This window comes from Salinarchaeum sp. Harcht-Bsk1, assembly GCF_000403645.1.
Taxonomy (GTDB): domain Archaea; phylum Halobacteriota; class Halobacteria; order Halobacteriales; family Salinarchaeaceae; genus Salinarchaeum.
In genome coordinates this window covers 614,651-633,808 of sequence record NC_021313.1, presented here as the reverse complement: position 1 = coordinate 633,808, position 19,158 = coordinate 614,651, and the positions used below count along the sequence as shown (strand labels likewise).

Below are 19,158 nucleotides of genomic sequence, written 5' to 3'. Positions count from 1 at the left end.
CATGACCGACGAACCTAGAGCGGCCGACGACCGAGACGCTGTGGAGGAGCAGGCGGCGGACGGCGGGGTCGCCGAGAGCGCCGAGGCCGATCCCCTCGAGGCCGCCATCGAGGAGAACCCCGAGGCGGTCGCCGAGTTCGTCCGCCGACTGGACGCCGTCAACGAACTGCTGGACGTCGTCGCGCTCGGCGAGAGCGCGATGACCGACGAGATGGTCACGGAACTCGCCGGGACGGGGGCCACCCTCGCGGAGTCCGCCGACGGTCTCGCGACCGACGAGACGGTGGCGCTCGCGGAGACCGTCGGTGACAACGGCGAGGAGCTCCAGGCGGCCCTCGAGACGATGCTCGAACTCCAGCGCACCGGAACGCTCGACGACCTCGCGGAGCTGGCGTCGGTCGGCTCGCTGGCCACGGCCGCCCTCGACGACGAGATGGTCCGCTCGCTCGCGGCGATGGGCGGTTCGCTCGGCGAGGTCGCCGACACGGCGGCGGCGCCCGAGACGCGGGACGGCATCGAGACCATGCTCGAGGGGATCGGCGAAGCCCAGCGCGCCGAACCCGAGCCCGTCGGCGCGATCGGGATGGCGAGGGCCATCCGCGACCCCGAAGTGAAGTACGGGCTGGGCTACGTGCTAGCTATGGCACGAGCGATCGGTCGAGCACGAGCCGAGGACGCATCGTCGCAATGACGCCTTCGGACACCAGACACGCCGACGACGCGATGACGCCGCTGGAACTTCGCGCCGACGTGCCCGCCCTGCAGGAGGGCGCGTACTTCAACTTCGGCGCGCACGGCCCCAGTCCGCGGTTCGTCGTCGAGGCCGCCGAGGCGTTCCTCGAGAGTCACGAGTACGAGTCGCCGATCCTCGACGACCCGTACGAAACGGCCTTCGACACGTTCGAGATGGTCCGCGAGGCGGTCGCGGACTTCGTCGGTGCCGAGGCCGAGGAGATCGCGCTCACGGAGAGCACCACCGCCGGTATCAACGCGATCGCCGGGGCGATCGACTGGGAGCCATGGGACGTGGTCGTCCGCACCGACCTCGAACATCCCGCCGGCATCCTCGCCTGGCAGCGCCTCGAACGCGAGGGCGTGGAGGTACGGGTCGTCGAGACCACCGACGGCCGCGTCGATCCAGAGGAGTTCGCCGAGGCCGTCGACGGCGCCGACCTCGCCTGCTTCAGCGCGCTCACCTGGACCCACGGGACCCGCCTGCCGGTCGCCGACCTCGTCGACATCGCCAACGACGCCGGCGCGTTCACGCTGGTCGACGCGGTGCAGATCCCCGGCCAGGCAGAACTGGACGTCTCCGAGTGGGGCGCCGACGCCGTCGCAGCCGCGGGCCACAAGTGGCTCCTCGGGCTCTGGGGCGGCGGCTTCCTCCACGTGGATCGCGAGGCTGCAGAGGAACTCGAACCGCGCACCGTCGGGTATCGGAGCGTCGAGAAACCGACGGCCGACGTGTTCGAATTCGAACCCGGCGCGAAGCGCTTCGAGGTCGGCTCCGCGAACCCGGCGTCCCACGTCGCGCTCGCCGAGGCGATCGAGGCGATTGACGAGGTCGGCGTCGATCGGATGGAGGAGCGCACGCTCGACCTGGCAGGCCGGCTCGCGGGTGGGGTGCCGGAGGAGCGGCTGCTGAGCCCCGCAGAGCCGGAGTCCGGGCTCGTCACGATCGACGTGCCCGATCCCGAAGCGACGGTCGAGCGGCTGCGCGAGGACGGGATCGTCGTTCGGCCGCTGCCGTTCCCGGATGCGATTCGGGCGTCTGTGCACGCGGTGAACACGGCGGAAGAGGTGGATCGGTTGTTGGCTGGGCTCGAAGACGAGTTCTGAGTTTTACGCGTCGTTTTGAGCGACTATATCGAAATTATTGGTTGCTGGCGGTTCTAAGAAGTCGTGCTGCAGAGAAGGCGCATAGTCACCACTCGAAGGAGTCCGTTGTGAGCGATGAAGAATTTGATTGGGTCGTCGAGTCTGGCGTTATGAGCGGCGTCTCGCGTAGAAACCCCGTTTGATCCCTACTCTTACGCCCGCTTCTCGCAGTGAATTGTAGTATTCGTCCGTCTGGCGTAGCGACGACTCGCTCCACGCCTATCTCACCCGGTTGCCTCGATGGCCTGGACCTCGCCAGTCTCGTGGAGGTCTGCAGAGAGCTGCGACAGCTGCCGCCAGATCGACATTTTTCAGTCCCTGTATCCGCCATCAGACGGTGGTTAATTCGGGATGATTGATCCGTTCTATGTCTAGAATTCGACTGACTCTCGGCATCTCGTACTGCCCGTCCAGTAGCCGCCGGTACAGAAGATCGAGATACGTTTTGAGGCCGTCAATCGAGATATAGACTCAGTGGGCATAGCCGCGTTCGTCGCGCCGAAACGCAGGTCTCGAGTTTCCGTCGACGTCTTATTGAGCGAGCGAAATGGACCGACTGGTTAAGCGGGCTAGTTTCGTCTGTACCAACCGTACCCGCCCGCTTCACTTTCTAGTAATTTTGATATTTAGCGACAGCTACTGGGAAGGCGATACATATTCCTGAGTCGTTAAGCAGTCCGGTTTTGACATCTATACGTGCCCGAGTGATGTATATTGATAATATAATATTGGTGTATTACCATTGACACTAGCCAACAATTATTACCATTACTTTCTACTGTGTTCGTATGCCTTAAGACGCAACTAAGGAATCATCATCCGAAAGGAAAGGGAAAGGGAACGTAGACAGGTCAGATGTCGTTGATGGACTCAATCGACGTCATCTGTTGAAATCAGCCGGCGTCGGCGCAGGTCTGAGTACGCTGGGCCAACAGGTAGCTGGATCGTCCCCTGACGATACAGTCCGATTCTCAACCGTTGGACTCGTGTATCGGATTGAGGACGATGTCGAAATCGAAACTGTGACTGACTGTTCAGCCAGAAGCTGGATGCAACGACGTGATGAAGTCTTCCTGTTTCAAAATAACCTCAGTGAGGCAGAACGATCGAGAGTTCGTGAGCGAGAGAATGTGGTTGCTACTGACCGGTTCCACTCGCTACCTGTTCGAGAGCTGAGACTTGCGAACAAGCCATATCTGCCGACTAATCTTGGGAGTGATCTCAGGCCCTCCAAAGGCGTCACTGTCCAGGGCGATCACTCGCAACCGACGGCCCGAGTTGTTACAGCTGGTCGCGACATCAAAATCATCACTTCCGGAAACGTTCGTCGTCTGTCACCCGAATCCGAAATGAGTGTGGAACTGGAACCTCGGTCAGTGACGGTGAAGCGGAGAAAGGTCGTTCCATTGGGCCGAGAAACGAATGGCCCTCGAGAGGGTCAGGAAGCGATGAGAGTTGGGTATGAATCTGAGGAAGTGATAGCTACACCTATAATAGCTGTTCAGAATCGCGGTGAGCTACCGTATCAAATCGTCGAGAACCCAAGTGAGGTGATCTGATATGGGGGCTACTCTCGAAGATGTCCGGCTTGGGGGCGATATGTCCAGCGGCGAATTACTTGTCATCAATATCATGCGTACGCCTAACACGGGTTCCGGCGCCTGGGACATAATGTTTGATTATGTGAGTATTGAGTTGGAGCGCATATATAATAATTCATCAATCGATGGATATATTGCTAGAAAGTATGATACTACTTACGACCCTGGCTGTGCGACACGGGAATTAATGGGAGAAGATGCGTTAAATTGGCTGGACGATGAAAATTTGAATGCGCCAGGAAGCTACGTATTTCTAAATGACGTCTGTACATATGGCGATTCAGACATGTTCGCCTGGGGTGGATCTTCATGGAAAGAACCAACTGTAGCTTTCGTTGCTGAGCACGCTCGCCAACCACACGGCTTAGGTGTACAAGCCATACATGAAGGACTCCATAATTACCTACACACTGACGAGTGTTCCGTTGTGATCAACCAGATATTAGATGGTGACACTGGTTGTTCAAGTTCGGAGGATCACAATCTTGGAACGGCTCATACGAGTTATTGGGGTGACGAAGCGACACCGATGCTGGGGTGGTACGGTCAATGCGAGGCTACAGCCGGAAATTGCAGTGACTGGGCTTGGACCACCGATAAAATTACTGAGTGCTCGTCATGCACAGTCGAGGCGCTGGAAGCCTCTGCAGCCCATGATGCGGGGCAACATTAGGAGTACCACCAACCGATGAATTCGAAGGCACTATTCGGAGGGCTTGTCGCTGTTCTCTTATGTCTGGGACTGGTCATGATGTTTATCGCACCTATATTCGACGACGACGCGGACTGCCGGCGCACAACACATGTCTACGAGGATCCGGACGAGGTCGAAGGTATCTCCTTCTCAAGCGGCCACTCCACTCACTACGACTACGCGAACATGAGTTCCGACGCCCAGTCAATCTTCGATCGTGCGCGAGAGGACGGAGACTATCAATTCTACGATGCAAGTGACGACCCGCCAGAGTTCGAATACAGCGACGAGGTGCAGTTCTATACGGTTTCCTACCGTAATGACACGTATTATCTCTGGACGGGTGGTTGCGGCGCATAGCTGGGCCTACCGGGTCGGTCGACCTCGTTGGATCACGCTGGACGACCACTGGATCACCCCAGGCCGTTGCCTCCTTCTGGCCGTCATCGCACAGCCGGACACGGTAGGACTGGTGCTCGCCAGTCCCCGGGCAACAATTTAGACGCTTGCCCGCCCATCCGGATCATACCATCGCGGACGAACTCGTCGTCAGTTCGTAGCGCGTCGACCTGCATCCCGGCGCAAAGCGCTTCGAGGTCGGCGTCGATCGGATGGAGGAGCGCACGCTCGATCTGGCAGGCCGGCTCGCGGGTGGGGTGCCGGAGGAGCGGCTGCTGAGTCCCAGCGAACCGGAGTCCGGGCTCGTGACGATCGACGTGCCCGATCCCGAGGCGACGGTCGAGCGGCTGCGAGAGGACGGGATCGTCGTCCGGCCGCTGCCCTTCCCGGATGCGATCCGGGCGTCGGTTCACGCTGTTAATACGGCGGAGGAGGTGGATCGGTTGCTGGAGGGGCTGGAAGGCGAGATCTGAGACAGTCTAGTTCCGTCCGAATCGTTCTGTTGGATTTACAGTTTTTGACTACTCTATTCGCCCCTGCTGAATGGAGTGCGCATCCCATCAACACCAACCGAATTACTCGGGTTCTCAATCATTGACTACTGGGCTGGGAGTTAATGGCTGTATTACTAGACATTTCTACGAATACAATGCGTCAATAAGCGACTCAGTTTCATTTGGTCGATCTCTGAAATATTGTTCGGCTTCCTGTTTTTTCTTACTGAACGGCGCTCCATAAGACATGCCCGTAGCCGTTTCCATATCGTTGAAAAATGTGATGACAATGGGCTCATCAAAAATTTCCCCATTGCCCCCCAAAGTACATTCTTTAATTATAAAATCAGAGGTAATGTCTATATGTCTATTTGCGGATAACGAAATTCGGTTCCTCCATTCTTTCCACAAAGAACTGTTCAGGCTATCTAATACATCGCTAAAACTACTATCATCGTCCATGTCGAACATTAGTACCGTTCGTAAGCCTTTTTCGCCAATTGAGGGTCCTTCACGAGCATAAATTTTCTCAACTTCTGACCGTCCTCCCTCACACTTGTATAAATATGTAATCGAAGTCCCTATTCGATGCTGACGTATTCGCTGTGTTTGTGTTTCATCACTTTCTTGATTATTGAACCGGTCACAATATTCTCCCACACCAGATCGAGAGTGAAGCTGCTCAAGAAAGGCCAAGTCATTGATTCCTTCAGTGAGGACAATGGTGTCCCCCTGCATTATGGACCTCTCAAGTCCAAGTTGAGGTTATTCATATCCTCTTTTGCATCCTCGTAGGATAATGACCGGTTGATGGGTTCTGTTAGTTGGAATAGTTGGAACTCCTTTTGCAGATACTCTCCGTGCTGATTCTCAACTTCTTTGGAAATAAATGATTCCAGGAAGTCTGTATTATGTGTTGTGATGAATAATTGCAATTTCTCTTCTTTCGATATTTGTATTAGAACACGTGTTAATTGTTCTATGTATCCGGGATGCATATGCTGCTCCGGCTCTTCGATTAAGAGAACATCACCGTCGTTGGACTCATCAAACAGCTCCCAAAGTATGCCAACTATAGTTTTGAACCCATCTCCCATGAATTCAAAGGGGACATCATATGGTGGCTCCTCATCCTTTTGAAACACAAGGTCTGTGAAGGAGAAATCTTCTAATGGGCCTGCAATATCGTGTTTTTGCAGGTAATTTTCGACCTTATTTACTCTGATTGGATTGTCTTCGAAATCGATTTCCCCTGCCTTTGTGGGAATTTCATCGAGATAATGAATACCACTCACCGTGGTTGGAGATCCGCCAAAAAGCTGTGCTCTTTTTCGACGTTTTGGAGAAAGTACAGACCTGATTAGACGGTGAATGGCTTGCGATTTGGACTCCCTCTTAGATGCTTCACTGATAATTCGATTATCGTCAACTAGCGTCTCTGTGGCACTATCAACAATCTGGAGAATGATTTCCCGATAACCTTCAGTAGAAGAAAAAAGATACAGCTGTTGGTCTTGAACCTTGACAGCCAGAACGTCATCCGATAGAACCTCAATAATATCTTCCTCAGGTATCGATAGTAGTGAATCTGAAAGTGTCTCGTTCAGAATCTTTGCGAGAGCTGCCTCATCTGATTGGTTATTACTACGTTTATCTTGGCGTAGATGCAAATCTCCGCGGTGTAATGGGAATAGGCTTACTTGGGCCGTTTCTTTTGGAATATTTTGATTGAATTTCTGTATTGCAATTTCATATACTTCTTTATCGGTAGCCTGTCGAATCTTGACTGACTTGGTAAGCGGATCGCTTGGGTTTCCTTCTGCATCATATTGTTTAAGTGATAGTTGTTCCCGCCAATATTTGCCATGTAGAGATGTCTCCTCTCTTTGTTTGTTGATGACTGATGTAGCTCGGTCTCCGAAGTCTTCAAGCGTAGTAGGATCAGAAAGCACTGCGATAGCTTCAAGAAGCGATGTTTTCCCTGCGTTATTCCGGCCCGTAATAATATTTAGTTGACCCGGCTCTATCGAGGTTGACTGAATCCCTTTGAACCCCTTGACATCAATATTTGTGAGCCGGACCATTGAGTATAGGCAGTTTCTCCGGCACGGGCTTTATTCCTGTCCCTCCATTCATGCCTTGCAGATTCAACTGGCAGATGACCCAATCAGAATAGTATGGAATAATGGCGTCCGATATGCTAAATCAATCATCGATTATTGGCACCACATCTTTCTTATTTTCTAAGTTATAGAGGGTGATGAATGGCTGTCCATCAATGGGCTACAGCGATCGCACGCCGCTGTTTTTGAGCAGAATACGCGCCACGGCTCAGCGGTCAACTGTTCCTGAGAAGTGAACGGTGGGGCTGGTCAGGCCGGATTTACAGCGCGATTCAGACGAGGAGCTGCACGTCCGACTCGGCCATGTGCTCGAGTGCGGTCGCCGCGCCGACGCCGACGGTGACGTCGTCGTAGAACGCGTCCTCGTCGTAGTCCATCAGCTCGATGGTCATCTGGCAGGCCTGCATCTCGACGCCCTGCTCGAGGGAGACTTCGATGAGTTCCTCGATCGTCGCGGTGTTGTTGTCGTCGATCTTCTTCTCCATCATCTTCGTCGTGACCTTGTCCATGCCCGGGAGCGCGGCGAGCGCGTTCGGAACGGGCATATTCGGGTTGCCGACGGAGGACAGCTGGAGGTTCGAGGACTTCTCCTCGTGGAGGATGTCCAGGCCCCAGAACGTGTGGAAGACCACGACGTCCCAGCCGAAGGCGGCCGCGGTGCTCGCGAGGATCAGCGGCGGGTAGGCCATGTCGAGCGTGCCCTTCGTCGCGATGATCGTCATCTTCTTCGGACCGTCGTCGACCTCGCTCTCGAGCGTCGCGACCGTATCCTCCAGTTCCTCGATGCGGGCCTGTAGCTCCGCCTCGGTCTCTGGGACGTCCGCAGTCGCTGCGGCCTCCTCGTCGGGCGCCTCCTCCGTTTCGGCTGCGTCGGTGCTCATCTATGCGGTCTTCTCCACGTAGTGTTTGTAGAGGTCGCCGTCCTCGATCTGGTCGAGGAGCGAGACGCCGTCCGTCCCGCTCGCCCACCCGTCGATGTCGCTCATGCTGCCGGAGTCCGTCGCGAGTACCTCGAGGACCTCACCTTCGGCGAGGTCGTCGATCGCGGACTTCGTCTTGACGACCGGCATTGGACACGATGCTCCCTTCACGTCGAGCGTCTCCGTAACGTCGATTGCGTCTGTCATCGGTGTATCACTCCGTTGGTTTGTATTGGAGTTAACGCACAATACCAAGGCCGATCACTAAAGGATATCGGTTCTTGTGCGGTCGGTGAATTACTGAGATGTCGCTTGTTTCTATAATTCATACGTATGGGCGTGTTGCTCGGTACTCTCGCGGTTGGCGGCACCTCTGCACGGTGGGTTCCGAACACTGTATTGTGCGATTGACGAACTACTATGCAAACCCTTATGTGCCCGGCTCTGGAAACTGGGGGTACACGACACATGAACGCTGACGACTTCCCCACGCCCGACGTGGCGGTGGAATCGGTCGAACCAGCACAGCTCAAGGAACGCGTCGACGCCGGTGAGGACCTCACCATCCTCGACGCTCGGATGACCTCCGACTACGAGGAGTGGCGCATCGACGGCGAGAACGTCGAATCGATCAACGTTCCGTACTTCGAGTTCCTCGAGGACGAGATCGACGAGGACGTCTTCGAGCAGCTCCCCGAGGACGAGGAGATCGTCGCCCTGTGTGCGAAGGGCGGCGCCAGCGAGTACGTCGCGGGCCGACTCATCGAGGAAGGCTACGACGTCGTTCACCTGGAGGACGGGATGAACGGCTGGGCGCGCATCTACGAGTCCGTCGAGGTCAGCGACTACGACGGCGCCGGCACGCTCTACCAGTACCAGCGGCCCTCCTCGGGCTGTCTCGGTTATCTCCTCGTCGAGGGCGACGAGGCCGCGGTGATCGACCCCCTGCGGGCGTTCACCGATCGGTACCTCGACGACGCCGAGAACTACAGTGCTGAGCTCCAGTATGCGATCGACACCCACATCCACGCCGACCACATTTCCGGCGTTCGCGACCTCGACGCAGCGGGCGTCGAGGGCGTCATTCCCGCCGCAGCGGTCGACCGCGGGGTCACCTACGCCGACGATCTGACGCTCGCCGACGACGGCGACGAGTTCACCGTCGGCGACGCCACGATCGAGACGGTCTACACTCCCGGCCACACGACCGGGATGACCTCGTACCTCGTCGACGACAGTCTGCTTGCTACCGGCGACGGCCTGTTCATCGAGAGCGTCGCGCGCCCCGACCTCGAAGAGGGCGACGACGGCGCACCCGACGCGGCCCGGATGCTCTACGAGTCGCTCCAGGAGCGCGTCCTCACGCTGCCCGACGAGACGCTCGTCGGCGGCGCGCACTTCAGCGACGCGGCAGTTCCGGCCGACGACGACACCTACACGGCGCCGATCGGCGACCTGAAGGAGCGCATGGACGCGCTCTCGATGGAGGAAGCGGACTTCGTCGAGCTGATCCTCTCGGACATGCCGCCCCGCCCGGCGAACTACGAGGACATCATCGCGACGAACCTCGGCCAGAACGCGGTCGACGACGAGGAAGCGTTCACCCTCGAACTCGGCCCGAACAACTGCGCGGCGAGCCAGGAGTCGCTCGCGGGGGACTAAGCGCGTAGCCAATGCTGTCCGACCTCATCACCGTAGCGCTCGCGGCCGACCTGGTCGCCGCCACCAGTGCGGTCGACATCGCGCCCGCCTCGATCGCGTCCGACCCGTTCCCCAACGGGATCAGTCGGTACGCCGTCGGCGGGCTGCTGGTCGGCCTCGGGACCGCGGTGATCTACCTCGGGACCGGCATCAGCGCCGGCGCGAGCACGTTCCTCGAGTCGACGCTGTCCTACGTCTCGGGGCAGTCCCGCTTCCAGCGGTACGTCGCCTCGCGTGACTGGCGGCTCCTGTTCACGGGCAGCATCGTCCTGGGCGCGGCCGTATACGCCGTGACGATCCAGGGCGGCGCGTGGACGACCGACGTCCACCCGTGGCGGCTCCTGGTCGGCGGCATCTTCGTCGGCGTGGGCACCCGCGTCGGCAAGGGCTGTACCTCCGGGCACGGCGTCTGCGGGGTCGGCTCCGCGTCGAAGACGTCGATCGCCGGGGTCGTGACCTTCCTCTTGGTCGCGATCGTGACCGCACAGCTAGTCGCAGCAGCGGGGGTGACGCCGTGATGGCGGGGAGCGCCTCGCAGCGGCACCCGCTGTTCGCGCCGCTGGTGATCCTCGGCGGCCTGATCTTCGGCTTCGGGCTCGCCTACAGCCACATGGCGCGACCGGAGGTCGTGCTCGACTTCCTCCAGTTCGAGGACTTCGGGCTGGTGTTCGTGATGTTCGGTGGCGCGGCCGTCACCGGCGTCACGTACTTCCTGGCGCCGCGACTGCTCGGCCAGGCGGTCCTGTCCGGCGACGACTTCGAGCGCCGGCTCAAGCCCTTCGACCGGAACGTGCTCGTCGGCGGCGCCATCTTCGGCGTCGGCTGGGGGCTCTCCGGCATCTGCCCGGGCGCCGCCTACGCCAGCGTCGGCATCGGTAACTTCACGATCCTCTGGGCGATCGCCGGGATGTTCATCGGCGCCTACGCCCAGGGCGTGTTCCGCAGCCGATCGCCCAGCGACGAGGCCACACCGGCCAGCGCCGACTGACGATTACCCCACCAACGCTGTTTCCCAGTTTCTCCAGCAGGTCACCGCACTTCCACCAGTCATAGATGGATCCCACGATCGTCGCCCTGTTCCTGATCGCGGCCCTCGCCAGCACGTTCATGGCGTGGGTCATCGGCGCGGGATCCAGCGGCGCCACGCCGTTCGCGCCAGCCGTCGGCGCCAACGCCATCTCCACGATGCGTGCCGCGTTCGTCGTCGGCATCTTCGGCTTCGTTGGCGCGATCACGCAGGGCGCGAACGTCTCCGAGACGCTCGGGAGCGGGCTGGTCGGCGGCGTTTCGCTGCCCGCGACGGGCGTGATCGTCGCGCTGGGCATCGGTGCAGGCCTGATGGCTGTCGGGATCAAGACCGGCTATCCGATCGCGACGGCGTTCACGGTCACCGGCGCCGTCGTGGGCGTCGGCCTCGCACTCGGCGGTACGCCCGAATGGGCGACCTACCGGCAGATCGGAGCGGTCTGGTTGCTCACGCCGTTCGTGGGCGGTGGCATCGCGTTCACCATCGCGAGTGTGCTGCCACGATCGGACGTCCCCGAGCGACTGAGCATTCCGTTCCTCGCCGGTCTCGTCGCCGCGGTCGTGGTCAACCTGCAGTTCGCGTTCGTCGGTCCGGGCACGTCCGCCGGCTCGATCGTCGGTGCGATCCAGCGCACCGTCGGGGTCGACGGGGCCGCCCCGTTGCTGGCCGCGACGCTAGCGGCCGCGCTGGCCGTCGCAGCACTCGTTCGCTGGGACGTCGCCCGCGATGAGGCCGGCGGGCTCCGACGAGTGCTGCTCTCGCTGGGCTCGCTCGTCGCGTTTTCCGCGGGTGGTAGCCAGGTCGGCCTCGCGGTCGGACCCTTGCTCCCGTTGCTCGACGAGGTCGGCGCGATATCGCCGATCGTCGTCCTGTTCGGCGGCGGCCTCGGGATGCTCGTGGGCTCCTGGACCGGTGCGCCGCGGATGATCAAGTCGCTCGCGCAGGACTACTCCTCGCTCGGTCCCAGACGATCGATCGCCGCGCTGGTCCCCTCATTCCTGATCGCCCAACTCGCCGTCGTGCTCGGCGTGCCGGTCTCGTTCAACGAGATCGTCGTCAGCGCGATCATCGGGAGCGGCGCCGCGGTCGGCGGCGGCGCCGCGGTCGATCCGCGGAAGATCGGGATGACGCTCGCCGCGTGGGCTGGCTCGTTCGTGCTGGCGTTCGTCGTCGGGTACGTCGCGATCGTGGTGCTCTCGCTGGTCTAACTGCCGATCGCTCCCGGTCGGCCACCGGGCACACGTCCGCACATCTTCGGGACCCGTTTTAAACGACTGCCCCGTTCTCGCGCTGGAGGAACCCGGCTGACTGGTTTTGAAACAGGACGTCCGACCGGGAGGTATGAACCCGGAGGAGGTCTTCGGCCGCGGGGGATTGAACGCGAACGTCGACGCCGACCAGTTGACCGACGACATCGGGCTGGATCGCGACGAGATCGCGTGGCGAAAGGAGTTCATCGGCTTCGATGCCGAGGACGAGCGCCGCCTCGCGTCGATGGAACCCTTGCTCCGCGAGCATCGCGAGGAGATCGCGGAGCGGTTCTACGAGAATCTCACGCAGTACGAGCAGACGACCGACGTGATCGGCCGCTCCGAGAAATCCGTCGAGCAACTCAAGCAGACCCAGCAGGCCTACATGGTGACGCTCGCGACCGGCGAGTACGACGAGGCCTACTTCCGGAATCGGGCGCGGATCGGGAAGCTCCACGAGCTGCTGGACATGCCGCTCAAACACTACATCGGACAGTACGGCGTCTACTACGACCTGCTGTTCGAGCGACTCGACGATCGGATCCAGAATCAGGTGGTCGCGGCCATCGAAGACTGGGCGGTCGAGCGGGCCGAGGCAGAGCGCTCGGACGGGCTCTTCGGGAGCGTTCTGGGGGCGCTCGGCGACGACGCGGACGATCCGGGCGACCTGGACGAGGACTTCGAGTCGACGGTCAGAGACGCGATCCACGACGGCGTCGCGGACCTGCTGGCGCTGCTCCGGATCATCAACCTCGACGTGCAGGTGGCCTGTGACACCTACGTCGACTCCTACAGCAACCGGCTCGAAGCGGAGATCCAGCGACGACAGCGGCTCGCCAGCGAGGTCGAGACCGACGTCCAGGAACCGATCGGCGACCTCCACGACGCGGCAGGAACCGTGGCGGAGGGCGCGGAGACGATCCACGAACTGACGACCGACCAGTCACAGGGCGTGCGGACCGCCGCCGAGGAGGCCGAGGACCTGAGCGCGACCGTCGAGGAGATCGCCGGCACCGCGGGGAACGTTCGGACGCTCGGCGAGCGCACCGAGGAGGTCGCCAGCGAGGGCGTTGCTGAGGCCGAGGAGACCGTCGCCGCGATGGACGACCTCCGGGAAGAGACGCAGGCCGCCGTGGCGGCGACCGAGCGCCTCGAACAGCAGGCCGATCGCATCGACGACGTCGTCGAGACGATCGAGGAGGTCACGAACCAGACGAAGATCCTCGCCGCGAACGCCCGGGTCGAGGCGAGCCGAAGCGACGCCTCGAGCGAGGCGCTCGACGTCCTCGGCGAGGAGGTGCGGTCGTTCGCCGAGGAAACCAGCGAGCAACTCCAGGCGCTTCCGGAGACGGTCGAGGAGCTCCGAGGGATCGCCCGGGAGGTCTCGGACGCGATCGACGCCGCCGCCGCCCAGCTCGAGGACAGTTCCGAGCAGGTCGAATCCCTCGGCGAGCGGCTCGACACCGTCCACGGTGCGGCCGACGAGACCGCCGACGGCATGGCGGAAATCGAGCAGGCGACCGAGCAACAGGCCCGAAGCGCCGAGGCGATCGCGGCGGAGATGGACGGCCTCGCCGACGCGGCCGACCGCGTCGCCAGCGAGACCGAATCACTCGCTGCATCTGCGGAGGAACAGACCGCTGCACTCGGCGACGTCGCCGAGTCGGTCGAGCGGCTCACCGACACGTCTGACCTTGCGTCGAACGCCGAAGAACGTCGCCCGGCGCGGTAGGCCCACCTTTCTCCGCCGATCCGGAACCGTTATCGACCGGTCGCGCCAGCTATCGGCCTGTCGGTCGTTCCTCGAAGTGATCGAACTGTGTACTGCGACCCGCGTGCGATCAGGCCGTCCGTGGCGGCGGGACGAGGAACACGTTCCCGTTCGCACGCGCGACGATGTCTTCGGAGGTGCTCCCGAGGAGCAGCCGTCGCATCCGGCTTCGGCCACGGGACCCGACGAGCGTGGTCGTGGGGACGAACTCCTCCTCGGCGGCGAGGATCTCGTCGGACGGATCGCCGCGCCGGACGTCGATCTCCGTCTCTATGTCCCACTGTTCCAGCGTCTCGGCGAGTTCGTCGAGGCGCTCCTCGGGCGACGGCTCGGCCTCCTCCGGGATCGGATCCTTCGGGGACTCGACGTGGACCAGCGTGGCCTCCTGGGTCGCGTGGCGGAGGTAGGAGAAGGAGTCGAACGCGCGCTCGGCGTTCTCCGAGAAGTCCGTGGCGAAGAGCACGCGCTGGAAGAGGTGCTCCCGGAGGACGTCCGGCTGTTCGGCCTCGCGTTCGATCCGATTGACCACGAGCGGGACGACGGTCGTTCGCGCGAGGTTCCGTGCGGTCGAGCCGATCACGCGGTTCTCGAGCGGGCTCTTCCCGCGCGACCCGACGATGGTGAGGTCCGCCCGGACGGACTCGGCGACGCCGTTGATCCGACGGTGAGGCGTTCCGCGGACGACGTGGGTCTCGACGTCGAAGCCCGCGTCCTCCATCACGCGACTGTAGCGGTCGAGCGCCTGCTCCCGGCGCTCCTCGAAGCGCATGCCCGGCATCCCCGCGTGCACGTTGGAAGGGATGACCGTGACGAGGTGGAAGGTGTCGACGCCGATGCGCTCGAGACACTCCAGGCAGGTCTCGTTCTCGATAGCAGCCTCGCTCGCAGCCGACAGGTCGGTCGCGTATATTGCTCGCATGTACACGCGTACGGGACCGCCCTATAATATTGTTTTGTTCTCACAATATTCGATTGCGCCGGTCCACGGGCGCTCGCGGGGGGTTTCGGCCCGGTCTGGGGCCTGGGGGCTGCTCGTCCGGTGAGCGCGCGCGAGCGCTCGAAGAGGCGAAATACCGCGGAAATCGTCCGGGCGCTGAACTCCCAGTATCCGCATAAGTTATTCGGATATTTCGATGGGATAGCCATACGAACCACTGCAGTAATCTTGTACTGTACTTCCACAACCGTTATTAGGTTGCTCCGGGTACGATGATTCGAGTAGAAAAGCATGATTCGCACACAACTGTGCAACCGAGCGGGTGAGTATCGATGATCGACGTGTCAGGGCTGCCAGGGTGGACGCAGGCGGCAGCGCTGATCGGCGTCGTCCTCGTAGAGGCGATGGTCCTCTACGTCGGCTACGGCGCGCTGGAACAGGCGATCGGCCAGAAACTGATCGACCGACTTACGAGCTAATACGATGGCATTGTTTGGAATGAGCGTGGCGATGCTGGCCCTGTTCGTCGGCTTCGGCCTCCTGATCGGCATCCTCTTCGGCTTCTTCGGGATGGGCGGTTCCTTCCTGGTGACGCCGGCACTGCTGGTCATGGGCTACGAGTCCAGCGTCGCCGTCGGGAGCGGTCTCGCGTTCGTCTTCGGGACCTCGGTTATCGCGACGTTGAAACACCGCGACCTCGGGCAGGTCGACTACAAGCTCGGGGTGTTGATGATCGCTGGGACGACTGCCGGCATCGAGGTCGGCAAGGAAATCGTGCTCCACCTCCAGGAACTCGGCCTGGCCGGGAGCGTCATCAGCGTCACTTACGTCGTCCTGCTGGGTGGCATCGGTGCGTTCGTCACCTATGAGGCGATCAAGGGTGACGGCGGCGGTGGCGTCGACCACGACGTGGAGGACGTCGACCCCGACGAGGACCTCTCCGACGACATCCCCGACATCGCCAAGAAAATTCAGTCGTATCACCTCCCGCCGATGATCGACCTGCGAGGCGGCGTCAGCGTCTCGCTGTGGATGATCCTCGCCGTCGCATTCGCGACCGGCCTGCTGTCCGGGCTGCTCGGCGTCGGCGGCGGATTCATCCGCATGCCCGCGCTGTTCTACCTGATCGGCGTGCCGGTCCCGATCGCCGTCGGGACGGACCTGTTCGAGATCGTCTTCTCGGGCGGGATCGGGAGCTTCCTCTACGCGATGGACGGCGGCGTCAACCTCGGCATCGTCGTTCCGCTGCTGGCTGGGAGCGCCCTGGGTGCCCGCGTCGGTTCCGCGGCCACCAGCATCGTCGACGAGGACGAGATCAAGGTGTACTTCGGCGTGATGCTGCTGGGCGGCGCGGTCGCGGTCGCAGTCCGACAGATCGGCAACGCGACCGGGATCGAGGAGCTGAGCATCGTCAGCATGGTGCTGATCCTCGGCTCCGCGCTGCTGGTCAGCGGTGCAGTCGTGCAGAGCAGCCTGAGTGCGCTGCGGGAATCCAACCGCTCCGGCTCGACCATCGCGGACTGAGCACGGACGAGCGCCGGCGTCGAAGGGCTCGCGCCCACCGGGGGGCTCACCGCCGTCGAACCCCTCGCTGCCGGCGACGCCCCCGCTGTCGTTTCGACCTCGTTTTTGCCGGGCGCTCGGAGGCGGTCTCCGGGCGCCGATTCGCGACGTGCAAACTCGATAGGCAATAGTGGCTACTCAGCGGCCGACGTCTCCTGCTCGACGAACCGGGAGGCGACGAGAACCAGTCGCGTTCTCCGCCCGGGTTCGCTGCTCCAGAATTGTAGGAACCATACACAAGTCTTTTGCCGCCACAGTGGGTACGTTCGTTCGATACAGATGCCAGATTCGATGTCCGAACAACTCCAGCAGGACATGGAGTGTGAGGGGCTCCTGGAGTGTTTCCACGGGCTGAAGCAGCTCGACAAGGACTGTTTCCAGGCGCTCGTCGCGGCCGACGACCCCCTCACGGTCGACGAGATCGCCGAGGGCGTGGACCGCGAGCGATCGACCGCCTACCGCGCCGTCCAGCGTCTTCTGCAGACCGGATTCATCCAGAAGGAACAGGTCAACTACGAACAGGGCGGCTACTATCACGTCTACTCGCCGACGGATCCACAGAAGATCGCCGACGACATGCAGCGGATGCTCAACGACTGGTACGCCAAGATGGGCCAGCTCATCCAGGAGTTCGAGTCGAAGTACGACGAGACAGAGGCGACCGCGTCCATCCAGAGCTAACAGGATTCTACCGGATCTACCGCTCCGCTCTTCCATCTCTCGATTCTCACGTCGCCTACCGTCCAAGGGCACTTTCGAACGAGCTCCGTCGGTCGATATCTCCACGACGATCTGATCGGTCTCGGCCAGCGATCGAATCTGCTCGTCGGCACCAGGTATCGCTGCTGGTGTTTCGTAGTATTGTGACATCCATCCAAAACTCCTAAGTACCGACCCGCTCGTACCTGGTGGTGATGACGACCGATACTGCTACGAATCAGAGCGCGGAGACGAACGACACGCCGGTGCCCGTGAACGGCCAGAGCGACCTCGAAGAACTGGTCGGCGACGGAGGCGTCGTGCTGGCGGACTTCTACGCCGACTGGTGTGGCCCCTGCCAGATGATCGCGCCCGTCGTCGAGGAACTGGCTGCAGAGACCGAGGCCACGGTCGCCAAGGTCGACGTCGACGCGAACCAGCCACTCGCTGCTGCCTACGGCGTCCGTGGCGTCCCGACGCTGGTGCTGTTCGCCGGCGGCGAACAGGTCGAGGAGATCGTCGGCGTCCAGTCCAAGGATCGCCTCGCGTCGCTGATCGACCGCTACGCGAACTGAGGTCGCCGATCGTCGGCGCCTGCAGTGTGATTCCTGCTGCGCCCTCTCGCTTCCCGGCGGTCGCCGTCGGAAGCGCCTCGGTGCCCCGGTCTGGGGCACCGTCCGCCACGGTTCGGAGCGACGCGTCTCGGAGTCTCGCTGCTCGCGTCCGGTCCGCCGTCCCCGACGGACGAAAGGCCCTTGGCACGGATGCCGATAGTCTTGTACGTCGATGGACGACGAAGACACGATCACCCGGCGTCGGGCGCTCCTCGCGGGCGGTGCGACGATCGGGTTCGGCGCCGGCGTCGCGTACCTCGCGACGCGCTCGGCCTCGACGGACTCGGCCTACGAACCTGCGACGATTCACGAGGGCTCCGGTACCAGTGGTCTGGGCATCGAACTGTCGGGGCGTCCGGTCGTTGGCGACGCCGCTGCGCCGGTCGACCTCTACTACTGGACCGACTACCTCTGTCCGTTCTGTGCGCGCTTCGAAGCCAACACGCTCGCGAAGATCGGGCGAAACTACGTCGACGCCGGCCAGGTGCGCATCCCCTTCCTCCTGTTTCCGAACATCGGCGAGTACTCGATGCCCGCCGCGATCTGGGACCGCTGCGTCTGGGAGCAGGTCGGCGCCGACGATCCGATGGCGTACTGGAACTGGCACGGCGAGGTGTTCGACGTCCAGCGATCGTCCGGGGAGGACTGGGCCGACGACGCGACGTTCGCCGAGGTAACCGAACGGGTCGAGGGCGTCTCTCGATCGGCGGTCGAGTCCTGCAGGGAGACCCGCAGCGACGCGATTCGCGACCGCCTCGACGCAGACGTATCCGCGGCCCAGTCGGCCGGGATCCGCGGCACGCCCGCGTTCGTCGTCTACAACCGTGAGAACGACCGGGCTGGGCGCCTCGTCGGCGCCCACCCCTACGAGAACTTCGCGTCGGCGATCGACCAGGTGTTGGCGACGTGACCAGGGTCGATCGACGCCGGATCCACGGTGTAGCGGTCGCCCTTCGCGACGCGCTCGTCTATCCGCTCACCTCCGACGCCCGCCTCCTCGGTGCGGGGGTCGTGACGATCGGGACGTACGTGCTCCTCGTGCTGAGCACCTACCCGCAGTTCACCCGCCAGTTCTTAGAGCGGGACCTCACGGATGTCACCTACGGCGTTTCGGTGCTCACCCGAGAGGTGTACCTCACGAGTGGCTGGCTCGGCCTCTCCCTCGTCGTCCTGTACGCACTGCTCACCGGCGTCGCAGTGACGAATGCCGCCGCGCTCCTCCGGCGCCGACGGCGCTCGGGCGCGACGGGCGTCGCGGGCATCCTGCCCGGCGTGCTCGCAGCCGGGTGTGCGAGCTGTGGCGCGGGCGTGCTCGGTGCGCTCGGGTTCGTCGGTGCGATGGCTGCACTGCCCTACGACGGTACGCTGTTGCGCGTCGGCGGTATCGTACTCCTGGTGGGCTTCCTGACGCGCTCCGGCGATCCGCGGACGTGCTCTGTCGGAGCGATCGAGCGGACGGAGCCGGACGGTTCGGCGACGTGACGCCG

The 19,158-nt window shown here is 61.8% G+C and carries 20 protein-coding genes and 1 pseudogene; 16 read left to right on the top strand and 5 right to left on the bottom strand.

All coding sequences use genetic code 11. The features are described 5' to 3' along the window. The first annotated feature begins 1 nt into the window (after position 1). The 5 genes and pseudogenes from L593_RS03045 to L593_RS03030 form a co-directional block, all read left to right on the top strand. Positions 2-691, top strand: coding sequence for a DUF1641 domain-containing protein (locus L593_RS03045; protein ID WP_020445456.1), 690 nt, complete (start codon positions 2-4; stop codon positions 689-691). A gap of 32 nt (positions 692-723) precedes the next feature. Continuing rightward, on the top strand, positions 724-1,839 hold the full coding sequence (locus tag L593_RS03040) for an aminotransferase class V-fold PLP-dependent enzyme (RefSeq protein ID WP_049894268.1): 1,116 nt from the start codon (positions 724-726) through the stop codon (positions 1,837-1,839). 1,638 nt (positions 1,840-3,477) lie between these two features. After that, complete coding sequence (locus L593_RS15500; RefSeq protein WP_144060690.1) at positions 3,478-4,152, top strand: hypothetical protein; 675 nt, start codon at positions 3,478-3,480, stop codon at positions 4,150-4,152. Between the two features lie 75 nt (positions 4,153-4,227). Then, positions 4,228-4,533: a hypothetical protein gene (locus L593_RS03035; RefSeq protein WP_049893813.1), complete on the top strand. Its 306-nt coding sequence runs from the start codon at positions 4,228-4,230 to the stop codon at positions 4,531-4,533. 233 nt (positions 4,534-4,766) lie between these two features. Continuing rightward, positions 4,767-5,045: pseudogene (locus tag L593_RS03030) on the top strand (aminotransferase class V-fold PLP-dependent enzyme); the annotation flags it as partial. Positions 5,046-5,210: 165 nt separating this feature from the next. On the opposite strand, the gene L593_RS15495 reads toward L593_RS03030, so the two are convergent. The 4 genes from L593_RS15495 to L593_RS03020 form a co-directional block, all read right to left on the bottom strand. Next, entirely contained in the window at positions 5,211-5,804 is a 594-nt protein-coding gene (locus tag L593_RS15495) for a hypothetical protein (RefSeq protein WP_144060689.1), read from the bottom strand. Further along, positions 5,804-7,150 carry an AAA family ATPase gene (locus L593_RS15225; RefSeq protein ID WP_081638633.1) on the bottom strand — a complete coding sequence of 449 codons (1,347 nt, stop codon included), beginning with the start codon at positions 7,148-7,150 and terminating at the stop codon, positions 5,804-5,806. The genes L593_RS15495 and L593_RS15225 overlap by 1 nt, the downstream gene beginning before the upstream one ends. A 311-nt stretch (positions 7,151-7,461) precedes the next feature. Then, positions 7,462-8,070, bottom strand: a complete 609-nt coding sequence (locus tag L593_RS03025; RefSeq protein WP_020445452.1) for a DsrE/DsrF/DrsH-like family protein — start codon at positions 8,068-8,070, stop codon at positions 7,462-7,464. Then, entirely contained in the window at positions 8,071-8,316 is a 246-nt protein-coding gene (locus L593_RS03020) for a sulfurtransferase TusA family protein (RefSeq protein ID WP_020445451.1), read from the bottom strand. It abuts the gene before it with no gap. A 261-nt stretch (positions 8,317-8,577) separates the two neighbouring features. On the opposite strand from L593_RS03020, the gene L593_RS03015 reads away from it, so the two are divergent. The 5 genes from L593_RS03015 to L593_RS02995 all read left to right on the top strand — a co-directional run bounded on the left by L593_RS03015 (position 8,578) and on the right by L593_RS02995 (position 13,819). Next, a complete protein-coding gene (locus tag L593_RS03015) occupies positions 8,578-9,771 on the top strand; it encodes an MBL fold metallo-hydrolase (RefSeq protein ID WP_020445450.1) in 1,194 nt (397 codons plus the stop codon). 11 nt (positions 9,772-9,782) lie between these two features. Further along, complete coding sequence (locus L593_RS03010; protein WP_020445449.1) at positions 9,783-10,328, top strand: YeeE/YedE family protein; 546 nt, start codon at positions 9,783-9,785, stop codon at positions 10,326-10,328. Further along, a complete protein-coding gene (locus L593_RS03005) occupies positions 10,328-10,798 on the top strand; it encodes a YeeE/YedE family protein (protein ID WP_020445448.1) in 471 nt (156 codons plus the stop codon). The genes L593_RS03010 and L593_RS03005 overlap by 1 nt, the downstream gene beginning before the upstream one ends. A gap of 65 nt (positions 10,799-10,863) precedes the next feature. Then, positions 10,864-12,045, top strand: coding sequence for an inorganic phosphate transporter (locus L593_RS03000; protein WP_020445447.1), 1,182 nt, complete (start codon positions 10,864-10,866; stop codon positions 12,043-12,045). A gap of 133 nt (positions 12,046-12,178) precedes the next feature. Beyond that, positions 12,179-13,819 carry a globin-coupled sensor protein gene (locus L593_RS02995; RefSeq protein WP_020445446.1) on the top strand — a complete coding sequence of 547 codons (1,641 nt, stop codon included), beginning with the start codon at positions 12,179-12,181 and terminating at the stop codon, positions 13,817-13,819. Positions 13,820-13,928: 109 nt separating this feature from the next. On the opposite strand, the gene L593_RS02990 is transcribed toward L593_RS02995, so the two are convergent. Next, positions 13,929-14,777 (bottom strand): universal stress protein, encoded by an 849-nt coding sequence (locus L593_RS02990; RefSeq protein ID WP_020445445.1) that lies wholly within the window; start codon positions 14,775-14,777, stop codon positions 13,929-13,931. Between the two features lie 350 nt (positions 14,778-15,127). On the opposite strand from L593_RS02990, the gene L593_RS15855 reads away from it, so the two are divergent. The 6 genes from L593_RS15855 (at position 15,128) to L593_RS02965 (ending at position 19,153) form a co-directional block, all read left to right on the top strand. After that, the gene (locus L593_RS15855; RefSeq protein WP_020445444.1) at positions 15,128-15,274 is read left to right on the top strand and encodes a hypothetical protein; all 147 of its coding nucleotides are present in this window, start codon (positions 15,128-15,130) and stop codon (positions 15,272-15,274) included. Positions 15,275-15,293: 19 nt separating this feature from the next. After that, the gene (locus L593_RS02985) at positions 15,294-16,319 is read left to right on the top strand and encodes a sulfite exporter TauE/SafE family protein (RefSeq protein WP_020445443.1); all 1,026 of its coding nucleotides are present in this window, start codon (positions 15,294-15,296) and stop codon (positions 16,317-16,319) included. A gap of 318 nt (positions 16,320-16,637) precedes the next feature. Continuing rightward, entirely contained in the window at positions 16,638-17,039 is a 402-nt protein-coding gene (locus tag L593_RS02980) for a helix-turn-helix domain-containing protein (protein WP_020445442.1), read from the top strand. Positions 17,040-17,272: 233 nt separating this feature from the next. Continuing rightward, a complete protein-coding gene (gene trxA / locus L593_RS02975; RefSeq protein WP_020445441.1) occupies positions 17,273-17,632 on the top strand; it encodes a thioredoxin in 360 nt (119 codons plus the stop codon). A gap of 211 nt (positions 17,633-17,843) precedes the next feature. Next, positions 17,844-18,581 (top strand): thioredoxin domain-containing protein, encoded by a 738-nt coding sequence (locus L593_RS02970; protein ID WP_020445440.1) that lies wholly within the window; start codon positions 17,844-17,846, stop codon positions 18,579-18,581. Further along, the gene (locus L593_RS02965; protein ID WP_020445439.1) at positions 18,578-19,153 is read left to right on the top strand and encodes a hypothetical protein; all 576 of its coding nucleotides are present in this window, start codon (positions 18,578-18,580) and stop codon (positions 19,151-19,153) included. The genes L593_RS02970 and L593_RS02965 overlap by 4 nt, the downstream gene beginning before the upstream one ends. Positions 19,154-19,158 lie beyond the last annotated feature (5 nt).